The following is a 13,918-nucleotide window of genomic DNA, read 5'->3' on the forward strand; positions in this document are numbered from 1 at the left end:
TGAGCCGCCGGGTTCACTGATCGTGGCAAACACACCGGACTCTGATACTTGACGGTGAAAAGCGGGTTAACGCAACCCGGCGGTTGTTGAACAGTTCAACAAACCCTCCCCCAACGCCCCAACGGCATCGCCCTACACCCCCCGCAGGAGCGCCAGCGCGCGGCGCATCGAGTCGAAGGCCAGGTCCTCCGGGGCGATCTCCGCCAGCGGGCGCAGCTCAGAGGCGCTCGCCTCGTCATCCTGCAAGCGCACCGCGAACGAATCGGTGCGCGCGGTAAAGAAAACATCGCAAACCGGGCGGCTCAGGCCATGGTAGAGATAGCGGTTGGGGAATGCGCCGAGGTAGCGCAGGCCGCGAAGGCTCAGGCCGGTCTCCTCGTCGATTTCCCGCGCGGCGGCCTCCTCCAGCGTCTCTCCGGCGTTAACGAACCCACCCGGCGGGGCCCATTTGCCCCGGGCGGGCTCCATGGCCCGGCGGATCAGCAGCACGCGCTCCTGGTCGTCGAGAATGAAAACGGCCACCGCCGTGATCGGGTTGTTGAAGATCCGGTGACCGCAATGGCAGCACGTCAGGCCCTCGGGGTTTTTCGATAATTCTTTTGCGCCGCAAAGCGGGCAATACGCGTAGGCATCAAGCAGTTCGGTAGACATCTTGGGGACTCCCTCCCCTAGTTACCCTGCAAACGGAGGGTTGCGAGAGAAAATTCGCACAATTCGCATCGTTCAGCCCATCGCAGTGGCCGTCCGGGACCCGGCGAGGCGATTTCGCCGCGAGGTGGATTCGGATTGCCCCCGGAAGGCCTCCGGCGCACGATAAGGGCCGGGATGATCACCATTCAGGCCGCCTTGGCGCGCAAATCCGGCTCGGCCCGGGCCTTTCGCATCGAGCCGGTGGGGCTCGACGCTCCGCGGCCCGGCGAACTGCTCGTGCGCATCGCCGCGTGCGGCATCTGCCACACCGACCTCGGCTTTGCCGGGGCGGCTGGCGGCGACGGCGGCCTACCGCAGATCCTGGGGCACGAAGGGGCGGGGATCATCGAGCAGACCGGGGCGCGGGTCCGCGGCTTGCGGCCGGGCGACCACGTCGTCCTCTCCTACCAGTCCTGCGGGCGCTGCGCCGCCTGCCGCCGGGGCGCTCCGGCCCATTGCGCACGCTTTTGGGAGCTGAACTTCGACGGCGAGCGCCTGGATGGCTCCAACGCCTACCACGGCGCTCGGGGGCACTTCTTCGGCCAGTCCTCCTTTGCCACCCATGCCCTGGCCACCCCTCGCAACGCCGTGAAAGTGCCCAAGACGCTCCCGCTGGAACTCCTCGCCCCCCTCGGGTGCGGTTTCCAGACCGGCGCGGGGACCATTTTAAACTCCCTGCGCGTCCGGCGCGGCTCCAGCGTGGCGGTTTTTGGCGCGGGGTCCGTTGGCCTCGCCGCCGTCATGGCCGCGCGGATTGCCCGGGCCGGGGTCATCATCGCCATTGATCTCCGGCCCGCCCGGCTGCGACTGGCCCGCGAACTGGGGGCCACCCATGCGCTCCTTTCCAACGGACGCCTGGCCGGGGCCCTGCGGAAAATCCTCCCCCGCGGGGTTGATTACGCCCTGGAAATCACCGGCGAGCCCGAGGTGCTTGACGTAGCCGCCGAAACCCTCGCCCCCGGCGGCGCGTTGGCCAATATCGCCGTGCCCGGGGCCGACGCCTCCCGGCTCCAGCCCGGCCAGCGGATGGTCGAAATCATCCAGGGCGACGCCATTCCCCAGGTGTTCATCCCGAAAATGATCCGGTATTATCAAGCCGGGCGCTTCCCCATCGACCGGCTCCTTCGCGTCTATCCGTTTGGCGAAATCAACCGCGCCTTTGCCGATTCCGCATCGGGCCGGGCCATTAAGGCCGTCCTTCGGATGGCGTAGCGCGGGATCGTGGGGGCGCACAAAACCCCCTCGCGCTTTTCCCGGCTAAGAGAAAAACAAGGCGTCCGTGCCGAAAAACTTTAGGTCCTCTGCTACCTCAAGGGGGCGGGCGGGCCCTTGGAGTCGAGGTAGACCGTGAATTCCTGGATCAGCGCGGCGATTTCCGGCCCGCGGGTGCAGACCGACTTCGCCAGTTTCTCGAAATTCTCGGGATTGCGCTGGGCCAGTTCCGCGAGGGCCATGAACACCGCCAGAGCATTGTTCAGCGAGTGCTTTACAGTGCTGTATCTTTGGCGGAAGTCCATCCATTCCTCGGAAGTAAAAGTGACAGATTCGTTGCTCATGGAAGTTATCTCTGGAGCTGGGCTAGAGGTTGTGCTTTTGTGATTATTTCCACCAATCCAGCAAAATGGCTGCGGAGACAATCAAAATCACAGGCGCAAGACAGCATAACCTCAAGAATCTTTCATTGGAGATTCCGAGGCAGAAGCTCGTCGTGATGACCGGCCTGAGCGGATCGGGCAAGTCCTCGCTCGCGTTTGATACGCTATATGCCGAAGGTCAGCGCCGCTACGTCGAGAGCCTCTCGGCCTACGCCCGGCAGTTCCTCGACCAGATGCAGAAGCCTGATGTGGACTTCATCGAAGGCCTCTCGCCCGCCATCGCCATCGAGCAGCGCACCAGCGCCAGCAACCCCCGCTCGACCATCGCGACGACTACGGAAATATACGACTACCTGCGCGTCCTCTACTCCGCCATCGGCCAGCCGCACGACCCCGCCACCGGCCAGCCCGTTTTTAAACAAACCACCCAATCCATCGTCGACGCCCTGCTGGCCTTCCCTCCGGAAACCAAAATCGTCCTCCTGGCCCCGCTCGTCGACGGCCAGGCCGGGGAATTCCGCGACGTGCTGGAGAAAATCAAGCGCGAAGGCTTCGTCCGCGCCCGCATCGACGGCCAGATCGTCGAAATCGGCAACCCGCAGCAGCCCGTGAAGCTCGACCGGGAGAAAAAGCACTCCATTGAAGCCGTCGTTGACCGCCTTGTCGTGCGCGACGGTGCCCGCCAGCGCTTTGCCGACTCCGTGGAAACCGCCCTCAAATGGGGCCACGGTCGCCTCTCCGCCCTCACCCAGCTCCGGGGCGAGACCGCCTGGGAGGGCCACCGCTACTCCACCGAGTACATCAACCCCGAGACCGGGTTCACCATCCCGCACCTCACCCCCAAGCACTTCTCCTTCAACAGCCACGAAGGGGCCTGCCCCGCATGCAGCGGCCTGGGCACCGAACTCGTCTGCGACCCCGACCTCATCGTCCCGGACCCCACCAAAAGCCTCGAAGGCGGCGCGGTCGTCCCCTGGGCCAAGGCCACCAAGCGGATGCACGGCTACTACCGGGCGCTGCTCCTTTCGCTCACCAAAGCCTACAAAGTCTCCATGGAGACCCCCTTTGGCGAGCTCCCCGAGCGCTTCAAGCAAGCCCTCTTCCACGGCACGGGTGATCGCACCATCGACCTCCAGATGCAGAGCAGCTCGCGGAGCACCCGCATCCAGAAGCCCTTTGAAGGCGTCGTCGGCAACCTCGCCCGCCTCTACGAGCAGACCGCGAGCGAACTGCGCCGCCTGCAAATCCGCGCCTTCATGAGCCGCCGCGGGTGTACCGTCTGCCACGGCGCGCGCCTCAAGCCCGAGATCCTCGCCGTCACCCTCACCGACGCCACCGGCGGCGAGCTTGGCATCCAGGGCCTCTGCCACCTGACCATCCGCGATGCCCGGGAATTCCTCGAACACCTCAAGCTCACCCCGCAGCAGGTCCTCATCACCGGCGAAGTCCTGCGCGAAATCCTCGCCCGCTTGAGCTTCCTGGACGAAGTGGGCCTCTCCTACTTGAACCTCGACCGCGAAAGCGGCACCCTCTCCGGCGGCGAGGCCCAGCGCATCCGCCTGGCCACCCAGATCGGCTCCGGCCTCGCGGGCGTCCTCTACGTCCTGGACGAACCCAGCATCGGCCTCCACCAGCGCGACAACGACCGCTTGATCGGCACCCTGCGCCGCCTGCGCGACCTCGGCAACTCCGTCATCGTCGTCGAGCACGACGAGGACACCATCCGCGCCGCCGACCACATCGTCGATCTCGGCCCCGGCGCGGGCGTGCGCGGTGGCCAGCTCGTCGGCCAGGGAACGCTGGAGGACATCCTAAACAGCCCCGGCTCCCTTACCGGCGACTACCTCTCCGGGCGGCTCTCCATCCCCGTGCCCAAACACCGCGTGCCCCCCCAGGGCCGCCGCGAACTGGCCCTCGACACCCGCGCCCTCTCCAGCGGCTGGCTCACCGTCCAGGAAGCCAGCGAGAACAACCTCGCGGGCGTCACCGCCGCCTTCCCCCTCGGGTGCTTCACCTGCGTTACCGGCGTCTCTGGCAGCGGCAAGTCCACCCTCGTCGACGACATCCTGCGCCGCGCCCTCTTCCGGCACTTCTACGGCTCCAAAGACCGCCCCGGCAAACACAAAGGCCTCCTCGGCCTCGACCAGGTGGACAAAGCCATCGTCATCGACCAGACCCCCATCGGCCGCACCCCGCGCTCCAACCCCGTCACCTACACCGGCGCGTTTGGCCCCATCCGCTCCCTTTTCGCCCAGCTCCCCGCCTCGCGCGTGCGCGGCTACGACCCCGGCCGCTTCTCCTTCAACGTCAAAGGGGGCCGCTGCGAGCATTGCGCGGGCGACGGCCTGATCAAAATCGAGATGCACTTCCTGGCCGACGTCTACGTCGAGTGCGAAGTCTGCCACGGCCGCCGCTACAACCGCGAGACCTTGGAGATCACCTACAAGGGCAAAAACATCGCCGACGTCCTCGACATGACCGTCGACGAAGCCGCCCGTTTCTTCCGGAGCGTCCCCACCGTGTGCGACAAACTCCTCGCCCTGGAGGACGTGGGCCTCGGCTACGTGCGCCTGGGCCAGTCCGGCACCACGCTTTCCGGCGGCGAAGCCCAGCGCATCAAGCTCGCCGCCGAACTGGCCAAAAAAGCCACCGGCCGCACCGTCTACATCCTCGACGAACCAACCACCGGCCTCCACTTCGCCGACATCCATAAACTCCTGGAAGTGCTCCTCAAGCTGCGCGACTCCGGCAACACGCTGATCGTCATCGAGCACAACCTGGAAATGATCAAATGCGCCGACTGGATCATCGACCTCGGCCCCGAGGGCGGCGCTGACGGCGGCCAAATCATCGCCGAAGGCACGCCGGAGCAGATCGCCCGCTCCAAGGCCAGCCACACCGGCCGGTATTTGAAGCGCGTCCTGGGGATGTGCAACGGGTAGGGGGCTATTGCGAAATGGCCTCTCTCAGGTGGGGATAAACCCAGCTGTTTGCGCATGCCGCAAAAATATGGTTGAATATTTCGCTATAATATTATTTTTACATTTGGCCCTAAAAACTTACGCGCGGACCAAATATGAAAAAATACGCTTTGCATGTAGTATTAGCATTGACGATGTTTGCCAGTGTCGCCGCGAGCACGGCAACCCCTACCATCGACTTCACCTTGTCCTCGGCCAACAACGGGGCCGACACGCAAGTTTCATGGGTCTTCGGCAACGATTGGCTGTCGGGGTCCAGTGTGACTAGCAATGGGGCGCTATGGGGTATTGGAATCGGCAGTTATTCCTCCTTTATTAACAACAGTTTCCTTGCCGACGGCTCTTCGGTGACTTTTACGGTGCAAAACGCGGGGGCGATTACCAATCTGACCACGGGAACCACCTATCAGATTACCAGTGTGATCTTCCAGAGTGGGGGAGGGATGGATGTCGTCAGTCTGGTGTTCGACAACGGCGGAAATGTGATGAGCCACACGGGAGATCAGATCAGCTACACCCCGGGCACTGATTCCTACACCGTCAGCTTGGGCTTTGGCAACCTGGTCACCGGTACCTATACCATGGACAATACCATCACCTCACCGGCGACGGCGGAAACATTGACCATTGTGCCGGAACCCTCCACGTACGCCTTGTTGGTTGTAACTGGTGCCGGTCTTTTCTGCCTAAAGCGCCGTAAAGCGTAAAGCATCCCCCGAGCAAGCTCCGGGGTATTGAACCGAACAACGCCCCTCGTGCCCAAACTCTATTTGGGCACGCACTTGATCTCTCAACTCGATTGCGGCCCTCAGGATTCCGGCAATGGAGCTGCCGGAGTACTTGCGTTCCCACATCGGAGTTTGGGAACGAGGCACCCCTGCCTATTCCTCCCCCGCCGCTTCCTTAAACGGCTTGGGCGTCGTCGAAATAAAGTGCGGGCTCTCCGGAGCGTCCTCGCGGCGGTGAATCTCGATCTCCGCAAACGGCTCGTCCTGCCGGATCGCGAGCTGCTTTAGGCGGATCAACTCCAGAATCGCCAGAAACGTCACCACCACCTCCGTGCGCGAAACCGTCCCCTCCAGAATGCTTGAGAGCGTCAGGCGCTTGCCCGAGGCCGTCAGCTTGAGCACCCACTCGATCTTGTCTGAAACCGTGAAATTCTCCTCGAAAATCTCCCGGATCAGCTCCTTTTTAACCGTCCTTTTGAGGATCTTTTGGAACGCCGCGATCAGGTCGAAAATGCTCACCTCGCCAATCGGCCGTTCCGGTTCCGTATTGGGGACATCGGGAATGTGGCGAAAGAGCGCCGACTGATTGGCCTCCATCTCGCCCAGGCGCATCGAGGCCTCCTTGAACTTCTTGTATTCAATGAGCTGGCGCACCAGTTCCCAGCGCGGATCGGTCTCTTCCTCCTCCTCTTCCTCCCCCCGGTCCTCCACGGGTAGCAGGCTGCGGCTCTTAATGTAAATCAGATTGGCCGCCATCAGCACGAACTCGCCCGCGATATCGAGATCCAGCTCCTGGAACGCCTCCAGGTATTCCAGATACTGGCTGGTGATGTGTTCGATGGGGATATCGTAAATATCGATCTCGTCCCGCTTGATCAAAAACAGCAGCAGGTCGAGCGGCCCCTCGAAAACCTCGAGTTTGACTTTGTAATCTTTCTCCATCGGGTGAGGGCAAAACTAACTGGGTTGAAGAGAAATGGAAAGGGGAGTTTGCAGCGGCGATCGGGATGGACAACCGGCAGCGGAGGGTAGAAAAAGGGGCTTAGTTCATCATGAAGAAGCGCAGCCTTTTCTGGAAAATCGCAGGCCGGGTGTTTTTGGCTGCCGTTGCGCTGGTGGCCATAGGGCTCCTGGTCATCGCGGAGGAGAATGTCCGGGCAAAGTGGCTTTGGGAACGCTACAAACGTCAGGCCGAGGCCCGGGGCGAACGGTTCGACTTGGCCGCGTTCGCCTCACCTGCCGTTCCAGACGAGCAGAACTTTTATAAGACCCCGCTCTTGAAGGCTGTGATCACGAACACAAATGCAGCCGCTGCCGTTCAAAAACGACTGGAGCGTTTCGACCCGTGGGGCGGCGAAAACTGGCCACGGCTGGGTAAATGGGCTACCGGGGTAAGCGTGGACCAGAAAGCGTGGGCGGAACACCTTGGCTCCGATCCTTTGCAAGCACTGAAGGCCATCGACCCGGAACTGGAAGAAATTTCGCAAGCCAGCCGCCGTCCTTTTGCCCAGTTTCCCATTTCTCTCGAAATGCGGTATCTCCGCCTCTATCTTTCTCTGCGACAAGCCACGCAAATCTTTTTGCTGCGTGCCACGGCCCGGATGGATCAAGGCCAGTCCAGCCTGGCGCTGGAGGATGTGAAAACACTCTTTGGCATTTCCAAAGCCGCCAGCGAACCCCCGTCGCTGATGTCTCTGATGATGGAAGTCGGCATGGTATGCGCTGATCTTCAGCCCGTTTGGGAAGGCTTGGCCGCCCATCGTTGGGATGAAAGCCAACTCGTCGAGATTCAGCAGATGCTGGCGCAGAGGGATTTTCTAGACGCCGGGCTCCGCGGGATGAAAGGAGAAAGAGCCTTTGCGATCGCCGCCTGCACAACCCAACTCTCCGGCTACTGGAGACTGGCGCGGAATGTTTTGTATCAAAACACCCTTGCCCTATCGCGTTGCTATGAGGAACAGTTTTTCCCCTTTCTAGACCCGGCCTCCCGCGTCATTTCACCCCAGGCGCTTCCGCCGGTTATGCCCTCGATCGATGAGAACGCCCCGATTTGGAGCAACCCATTTTGGAGGCATCCCTACACCTGCCTTTTTGAACTGGCCATTCCTGTGATGAATAACGGCTTTAAGAAAATTGCTTATGCCCAAACCGCCGTGGACGAAGCCCGCATCGGCTGCGCCCTGGAGCGCTACCGGCTGGCCTACGGTGAATATCCCGAAAAGCTCGAAGCCTTGGTGCCACGCTACCTGGACCTTCTCCCTTGGGACATCATCACGGGCCAGCCGCTCCATTACAAGCGCACCGCCGACGGCCTCTTTTGCCTCTACTCTGTCGGTTGGAACGTCACCGATGACCACGGCGAGGTAACGGAAGGCTGTGATCTTGCTCAAGGCGACTGGGCCTGGCGCTACCCCGCGCGGCCTTGATGGGGCGAACCCGTGGCCCTTACCGGTGTTTCGCCGCCGCCTCTTCCTGGGCGCGCTGGCAGTCGGGGCAAATGAACGTGTCTGCATCCGTGTCGGGCTGGTCCTGGATGTAGGCCTCGAAGTCGTGCCAGTAGGTGTTGTCGTCGCGGATTTTCTTGCACACCGAGCAGGCGGGCAGCAGTGCCCGGACGCGCCGCAGGTGCCGGGTGAAGTCCAGGAAGCGCCGGGCGACGAAGAGCCGCCGCCACACTTCGTCGGGGTTGATCGGCTTGAGCAGGAAATCGTCCACCCCCGCCCGTACCGCCGCGTCGTGGTCCTCTTCGGAGGTGCGCCCGCCCGTCGCGAGGATGAAGTAGGTGTAGTTCTTCGACTGTTTGTGCCGGATGCGCTTGCAGAGCTCCAGCCCGTCCAGGCCCGGCATGACCCAGTCGGAGAAGAGGACTTCCGCCGGGGCCGCTTCGTTCGCTGCCCAGGCTTCGTCGCCGGTCGGGTAGGCTTGGACTTCGTGGTTCAGGTTCTTGAGGATTTTGACGATAATCTCGCGGGTGATGGGGTCGTCTTCGGCTACAATGATTTTCATGGGGCGGCAGAGGGGGCCGGGCCGAAAACCGGTCCGGTAAGCCGACGATAACTCGCGGGTGCGGTAAAGTCGATAGCGTCGAGCGGTCCTTCTTGCACCGAGAGGATCGTCGTCGTAATCGTGCGGCCGTCGGGGGTGAGCAGCTCGGTTTTCAAGGGCAGCCCGGGCAGTTCATCGGCTCCCGGCAGGCCGGAGAGGCCCCCTGCGAGCCGGACCATTGGGGCTTTCTGAAGCGTCTCGAATACCTCCGCCAGCGGATCGTGTTCACCGGATTTGGCCGCCAGCCACCAGGTCATCCTTAATGCCGCCGTTTGCACCGTGTAGCGCCGGGTCTCGCGGCCCGCGATCGTCTCCCCATTGCCCGCGGGCTGGAGCTGGGCTTTGCCGATCTCCGTCGCCCCGCGAAGGCTCTCCGCCCGGTCCATCAGCTGGCGAGTGGCCGCGCCATCGATCTCCAGGGCTGTCTTCTGCGGGTGGCGCAGCGTGACGGTCGCCCCCGAGGCGGTGTCCATGATCACGGTCGTCTCCGGCCCCAGGTCGGCCCGGATTTTCGGCCCCTTGACCTTGAGCGTTACCTGGGTCGCCAGGTACGGTTTGCCGGTCTGTTCCACGCTCTGGACTACCACCACGTCGGCGAAGGCCATGGGCCCAGCCGCCGCCAAAGCTATCGCCGCCAGAATGCCGCTTGCTTTCATGCACCCAAAGCATCGCGGGCGGAGCGCGGCCCGGTCTTGCCCCGGGCGGTGGGCCCGGGCGCGCTCGCCGCCTGTGCAAATCTTGCTGGTTTTTTGTGGAAAGCCTGGAAAAGATAGCCTAGTTGTCTTCCGTCCCGTGAACCACTCCTCCCGGATCTTTATCGCAGCCGTTACCCTGCTCATCGCCGGGTTTGCCTTCTTTTTCCAGCTTGGCCACTACTCCCTCTGGGACGACGAAGCGGACACCGCCATCCATGCCAAGGGAATCCTGGCCACGGGGGATACAAGCACCATCGTGGGGCACAATTTCTACGCCTACCGCAACGGCGTGACGCTCAAAAACCTGCGCGACCGCGTGACCCCGCCCTTGAGCTCCTACCTGGCCGCCGGGGCGATCGCTCTTTTTGGCGACAGCCCGGCTGCGGTCCGCTTCCCCTTCGCCCTCTTTGGCCTGGCCACCGTGGCCCTGATGCTCTGGTGGCTCCACAAGGACGACGCCAGCCGAACGATGTGGCTGCTGGCGTGCATCGGCATCCTCTGCAACGTCTCGCTCTTCCTCTTCTCGCGCAACTGCCGCTACTACGGCCCCGTCCTTTTCACCAGCACCGCCCTGGCCTACCTCTACCTCCACTGGCGGGGGACGGCCTGGCAACGCCTCCTGTGGGTCCTGGCGTCCCTGGTGCTACTGGCTTCCAACTACATCAGCTTCATCGCCGTCTACCTCTGCCTGGTGGCCGATGCCTTTGTTTTTGGCCGGGGGCGGCTCTCCTTTTCCAAAGCGGATTTTGCCTGGACCCTCCCGCCTGTGGCCGTCTTGGGCGGGGTGATCATCTCCATCTGGAACCCTCTTGCCACAGAGTTTGCCTCCAAGCGTGCCCCCTCTCCCCTTGGGGAAAAACTGACCCTCCTCTGGTGGAACCTGCGGGACACCAACGCCAACGAATTTTACGCCGCCGGGATACTGCTGGTCGGGGCCGTCATCGCCTGGCGCATGAAGGACGTCTGGATGCGGCGGGCCATGCTGGCCTTTGCCGTGCTTTTAGTGGGCACCACGATTTTTTCCCCCCAGAGCATCCAGGATACCAACGCCGCCGACATCCGCTACTGCCTGCCGCTCATCCCCCTGGGGATCTTCATCGGCGCCCGCACCCTGGCCTTCCTGGGGGCCAACATGCCCGGGCAGATCCTCATGCTCGGCGCGGCGGTCTTCTTCACCAACGTCCTCAACGGCGGGATGTTCCTCTCAACCGGCTTCCATTCCGGCATTGTCCTCTTCTACCAGGAGCTATTCCGCAAACCCGAGGACCCGTATGCCGTCGCGTCGGCCTGGATCAACAGCCACCTCAACGAAGGCGAATCGATCTACGTCATGCCTTACTTCATGACCGGCCCGCTGATTTACCACGCCCCCAAGGCCGTTTACGCCTGGCAGCTCGATCGGCCTGCCGAGGGGCAGTTTAAAGACCTCGCCCCCATCAACTTTGCCTACCAGGAAGACCCGGACTACCTCGTAGTCTTCGGGCCGGGCAACCTGCCCTTCATGAAGAAGAAGATCAGCGCCCGCAAGCAGGAGAAAAGCCGCTACATCCAGGTTGAGGCGCTGACTGCCTACGCCCAGGCCCTCTACCGGCCCGAAATCTTCCAGCGCAACTTCGGCAAGGAACCAGGCGACGACGGTGCCTGGGGCATCATCATCTACAAGCGCGTGCCCCGCCTCTCGAACGAGGTCAAGGACAGCCTCATCGTACCCAAGTAGGGCCGTCGGCCAGACGGGAGAGCGGGAGGGGACCGCAGCTACGGGCGCTGCCAGTCCGGCTTATTTTCGTAAACCCAGCGGTAATAATCGCGCCGCTCCAGCAAAGCCGCCGCCGGTTCGTCCACGATCAGCGTGCAGACCGGGTGCATCTGGAGCGCCGAGGCGGGGCAGGAAGCACTCACCGGGCCCTCGGCCATCGCCGCCACCGCCCGCGCCTTCTGCTCCCCGAACGCCAGCACCAGGCAGGCCTGGGCATCGAGGATCGTCCCCACGCCCATCGTAATCACGTGCCGCGGCACCTCCTCAGGCGAGGCAAAGTGCAGCGCGTTGTCGGCCACCGTACGCGCCGTCAGCGTCTTAAGCCGGGTCCGCGAGGCCAGCGACGAGCCCGGTTCGTTAAAGCCGATGTGCCCATCCGAACCGAGGCCCAGGAGCTGAAGATCGATCCCGCCCGCCTCGCGGATCGCCTCCTCATACTGCGCACAGTGGCGGGCAATATCTGCCGACATGCCGTTGGGAATGTGCCAGCGAGCCACCTTAAAGCGCTCGAAAAGATGAGCCTGCATGAAGGCCGCGTAACTTTGCGGGTGCGTTCCGGGCAGCCCCACATACTCGTCCAGGTTAAAGGCCGTCGCCTGGGAAGGGTCGATTGCCCCCGCCTCGGCCATCGCGCAGAGCCTCTCGTAAAGTCGTAGTGGCGTCGATCCCGTGGCCAGCCCCAGCACACTCTCCGGTTTCACGCGCAGCTGCCGGGCGATGAGCGCGGCCGCTTCCAGGCTCGCTTCTTGTGCATCGGCTTTTATAATGATTTCCATAACCGTCCCCCCGTATTGAATTTCTTAAGATAATGAACGCTTCCTCCACCTCCGGGGCAAATGAATTCGCCGCCCGCCTGGCACGCCTGGGCCTGCGGGCCGAGGATATTGAGGAAAATTTTGCCCGCTCCTCGGGGCCCGGCGGCCAGAACGTCAACAAAGTATCCACCTCCGTCACCCTCCGGCACGGGCCGAGCGGCGTGGCGGTCACCGTACAGGATACCCGCTCCCAGGCCATGAACCGCCAGCTGGCGCGCCAGCGGCTCATCGAAACCCTGGAGGAACAACTCCGCGAGCGCCGGGCCCAGGAGCGCTCCGAGCGGGAAAAAACCCGCCGCCGCAATCGCCCTCGCCCCTTCGGCGTCAAGCGGCGGATGGTCGACGCGAAAAAGAAGCGGGGCGCCGTGAAAAAACTGAGGGGGCGAGTGGAGTAACCGTTTAGTAAAAGGTTTTTAACGCTGGCCAAGTTTGACGGTCCATGAGGTCCTTTCAGCGTTGAAAAGCAGCTACAAGAGTTTGGGGCGGATGGATATTATACAGCCCGGTTGGAGGCATGGGGGAGAGGCACATCAGCTCCAACGGGGATTCTATTAAATTACCTCATTGCATGCGGCGGGGATGGCTTATTATTTGACAGTTATTGAAGTCTTTTTAGTTTGCTTGAGGCATGGCCCAACCTGTCTCCCCATTGATTTCAATCATCATCCCTGCATTCAATGAGGAAGGAAACTTGGCGACGGTTTTCGAGCGGGTTAACAAGATGATGGATTGCGCGGCCGCCTACCGGTTCGAAGCCATCGTATTGGATAACGCCAGCGTCGACCGGACCTCCGAACTGGCCCTCGAATTTTGCCAGACCGATCCCCGCTGGAAATACCTGCGCTACTCCCGCAACTTTGGCGCGGAGGCTTCGCTGCTTGCCGGACTTGATCACGCCGAAGGCGATGCGGTAGTAAATCTTTTCTCGGACATGCAGGACCCCCCTGAACTCATCCCGACGATGATCCAGCTATGGAGGCAGGGCGCCGATGTGGTCTACGGAAGCCTAACCAAGCGCAGCGACGGGAACTGGCTCAAGACACTAGGCGCCAAGATCGCGTACCTAATGATCTGCAACCTAAGCGACTGCAAGATCGTCCCCAACGCCACCGATTTTCGCCTCATGGACCGGAAAGTAGTCCAGCAACTGCGCGCCCTGCGAGAGCCCGACCGCTACATGCGCGGCCTAGTCCACTGGGTTGGCTTCAAACAGGTTCCCCTTCCCTACGAAAGAGCCCTGCGGACCAAGGGAAAGTCCACAGCCAACGTCTATTACTGCGTTAAATTTGCCCTGCACGCAGTGATCTGTTTTTCCAACAAACCGTTGAAAGTGGTAACCTTATTTGGATTGCTGATCACCTCGGTCTCCTTCGTCCTTAGCCTCACGTATGCCTTACTCTATTTTGCCCAGCCGAGTTTTTTGACAAAGGCCCCTCCCGGAGTAACGACGACATTCCTGCTCCTGCTCTTTATGATCGGCTCGAACGCCCTCATCTTGGGGATTATTGGAGAATACGTCGGGCGGATCTACAACCAGGGAAAAGGGCGGATGCCCTACATCGTGGACCAGAAGGTCAACATCTAGGGTCCCATCGCCTGGCCTTGGCTTTTCT

At 62.1% G+C, this 13,918-nt stretch carries 13 protein-coding genes; 7 read left to right on the forward strand and 6 right to left on the reverse strand.

All coding sequences use genetic code 11. The features are described from left to right. Positions 1-132 precede the first annotated feature (132 nt). Entirely contained in the window at positions 133-651 is a 519-nt protein-coding gene (locus B2828_RS11860; protein WP_479633958.1) for an NUDIX domain-containing protein, read from the reverse strand. 174 nt (positions 652-825) lie between these two features. On the opposite strand from B2828_RS11860, the gene B2828_RS11865 reads away from it, so the two are divergent. Continuing rightward, entirely contained in the window at positions 826-1,902 is a 1,077-nt protein-coding gene (locus B2828_RS11865) for an NAD(P)-dependent alcohol dehydrogenase (protein ID WP_479633959.1), read from the forward strand. Positions 1,903-1,994: 92 nt separating this feature from the next. On the opposite strand, the gene B2828_RS11870 is transcribed toward B2828_RS11865, so the two are convergent. After that, positions 1,995-2,246: a hypothetical protein gene (locus B2828_RS11870; RefSeq protein ID WP_479633960.1), complete on the reverse strand. Its 252-nt coding sequence runs from the start codon at positions 2,244-2,246 to the stop codon at positions 1,995-1,997. Between the two features lie 65 nt (positions 2,247-2,311). Here B2828_RS11870 and uvrA point away from each other — a divergent pair, with 65 nt between their 5' ends. Both uvrA and B2828_RS11880 read left to right on the forward strand, forming a co-directional pair. Beyond that, positions 2,312-5,227 (forward strand): excinuclease ABC subunit UvrA, encoded by a 2,916-nt coding sequence (gene uvrA, locus B2828_RS11875; protein ID WP_479633961.1) that lies wholly within the window; start codon positions 2,312-2,314, stop codon positions 5,225-5,227. 134 nt (positions 5,228-5,361) lie between these two features. Beyond that, on the forward strand, positions 5,362-5,973 hold the full coding sequence (locus B2828_RS11880) for a PEP-CTERM sorting domain-containing protein (protein WP_479633962.1): 612 nt from the start codon (positions 5,362-5,364) through the stop codon (positions 5,971-5,973). A 174-nt stretch (positions 5,974-6,147) separates the two neighbouring features. Here B2828_RS11880 and B2828_RS11885 read toward each other — a convergent pair whose 3' ends face one another. Then, positions 6,148-6,936, reverse strand: coding sequence for a segregation and condensation protein A (locus tag B2828_RS11885; protein ID WP_479633963.1), 789 nt, complete (start codon positions 6,934-6,936; stop codon positions 6,148-6,150). A gap of 110 nt (positions 6,937-7,046) precedes the next feature. On the opposite strand from B2828_RS11885, the gene B2828_RS11890 reads away from it, so the two are divergent. Next, complete coding sequence (locus B2828_RS11890; RefSeq protein WP_479633964.1) at positions 7,047-8,420, forward strand: hypothetical protein; 1,374 nt, start codon at positions 7,047-7,049, stop codon at positions 8,418-8,420. Positions 8,421-8,439: 19 nt separating this feature from the next. Here the strand turns inward: B2828_RS11890 and B2828_RS11895 are convergent, their stop codons facing one another. Continuing rightward, positions 8,440-9,000 (reverse strand): response regulator, encoded by a 561-nt coding sequence (locus B2828_RS11895; protein ID WP_479633965.1) that lies wholly within the window; start codon positions 8,998-9,000, stop codon positions 8,440-8,442. Beyond that, positions 8,997-9,695, reverse strand: coding sequence for a hypothetical protein (locus B2828_RS11900; RefSeq protein WP_479633966.1), 699 nt, complete (start codon positions 9,693-9,695; stop codon positions 8,997-8,999). Before B2828_RS11900 ends, B2828_RS11895 begins: the two co-directional genes overlap by 4 nt. 136 nt (positions 9,696-9,831) lie before the next feature. Between B2828_RS11900 and B2828_RS11905 the strand changes: the two genes are divergently transcribed. Then, a complete protein-coding gene (locus B2828_RS11905) occupies positions 9,832-11,451 on the forward strand; it encodes an ArnT family glycosyltransferase (protein WP_479633967.1) in 1,620 nt (539 codons plus the stop codon). A 38-nt stretch (positions 11,452-11,489) separates the two neighbouring features. Here the strand turns inward: B2828_RS11905 and nagB are convergent, their stop codons facing one another. Further along, a complete protein-coding gene (gene nagB, locus B2828_RS11910) occupies positions 11,490-12,266 on the reverse strand; it encodes a glucosamine-6-phosphate deaminase (protein WP_479633968.1) in 777 nt (258 codons plus the stop codon). Between the two features lie 32 nt (positions 12,267-12,298). Between nagB and B2828_RS11915 the strand changes: the two genes are divergently transcribed. Both B2828_RS11915 and B2828_RS11920 read left to right on the forward strand, forming a co-directional pair. Further along, positions 12,299-12,700, forward strand: a complete 402-nt coding sequence (locus B2828_RS11915; protein ID WP_479633969.1) for a peptide chain release factor-like protein — start codon at positions 12,299-12,301, stop codon at positions 12,698-12,700. Between the two features lie 233 nt (positions 12,701-12,933). Next, complete coding sequence (locus B2828_RS11920; protein WP_479633970.1) at positions 12,934-13,890, forward strand: glycosyltransferase family 2 protein; 957 nt, start codon at positions 12,934-12,936, stop codon at positions 13,888-13,890. Positions 13,891-13,918: the final 28 nt, after the last annotated feature.

The organism is Spartobacteria bacterium UBA695, from assembly GCA_002298145.1.
GTDB lineage: Bacteria > Verrucomicrobiota > Verrucomicrobiia > Chthoniobacterales > Chthoniobacteraceae > UBA695.

Bases quoted from the DNA above. Each gene is read 5' to 3' on its own strand.
- B2828_RS11860 (WP_479633958.1), bottom strand. From the start codon at position 651: ATGTCTACCGAACTGCTTGATGCCTACGCGTATTGCCCGCTTTGCGGC.
- B2828_RS11865 (WP_479633959.1), top strand. From the start codon at position 826: ATGATCACCATTCAGGCCGCCTTGGCGCGCAAATCCGGCTCGGCCCGG.
- B2828_RS11870 (WP_479633960.1), bottom strand. From the start codon at position 2,246: ATGAGCAACGAATCTGTCACTTTTACTTCCGAGGAATGGATGGACTTC.
- uvrA (WP_479633961.1), top strand. From the start codon at position 2,312: ATGGCTGCGGAGACAATCAAAATCACAGGCGCAAGACAGCATAACCTC.
- B2828_RS11880 (WP_479633962.1), top strand. From the start codon at position 5,362: ATGAAAAAATACGCTTTGCATGTAGTATTAGCATTGACGATGTTTGCC.
- B2828_RS11885 (WP_479633963.1), bottom strand. From the start codon at position 6,936: ATGGAGAAAGATTACAAAGTCAAACTCGAGGTTTTCGAGGGGCCGCTC.
- B2828_RS11890 (WP_479633964.1), top strand. From the start codon at position 7,047: ATGAAGAAGCGCAGCCTTTTCTGGAAAATCGCAGGCCGGGTGTTTTTG.
- B2828_RS11895 (WP_479633965.1), bottom strand. From the start codon at position 9,000: ATGAAAATCATTGTAGCCGAAGACGACCCCATCACCCGCGAGATTATC.
- B2828_RS11900 (WP_479633966.1), bottom strand. From the start codon at position 9,695: ATGAAAGCAAGCGGCATTCTGGCGGCGATAGCTTTGGCGGCGGCTGGG.
- nagB (WP_479633968.1), bottom strand. From the start codon at position 12,266: ATGGAAATCATTATAAAAGCCGATGCACAAGAAGCGAGCCTGGAAGCG.
- B2828_RS11915 (WP_479633969.1), top strand. From the start codon at position 12,299: ATGAACGCTTCCTCCACCTCCGGGGCAAATGAATTCGCCGCCCGCCTG.
- B2828_RS11920 (WP_479633970.1), top strand. From the start codon at position 12,934: ATGGCCCAACCTGTCTCCCCATTGATTTCAATCATCATCCCTGCATTC.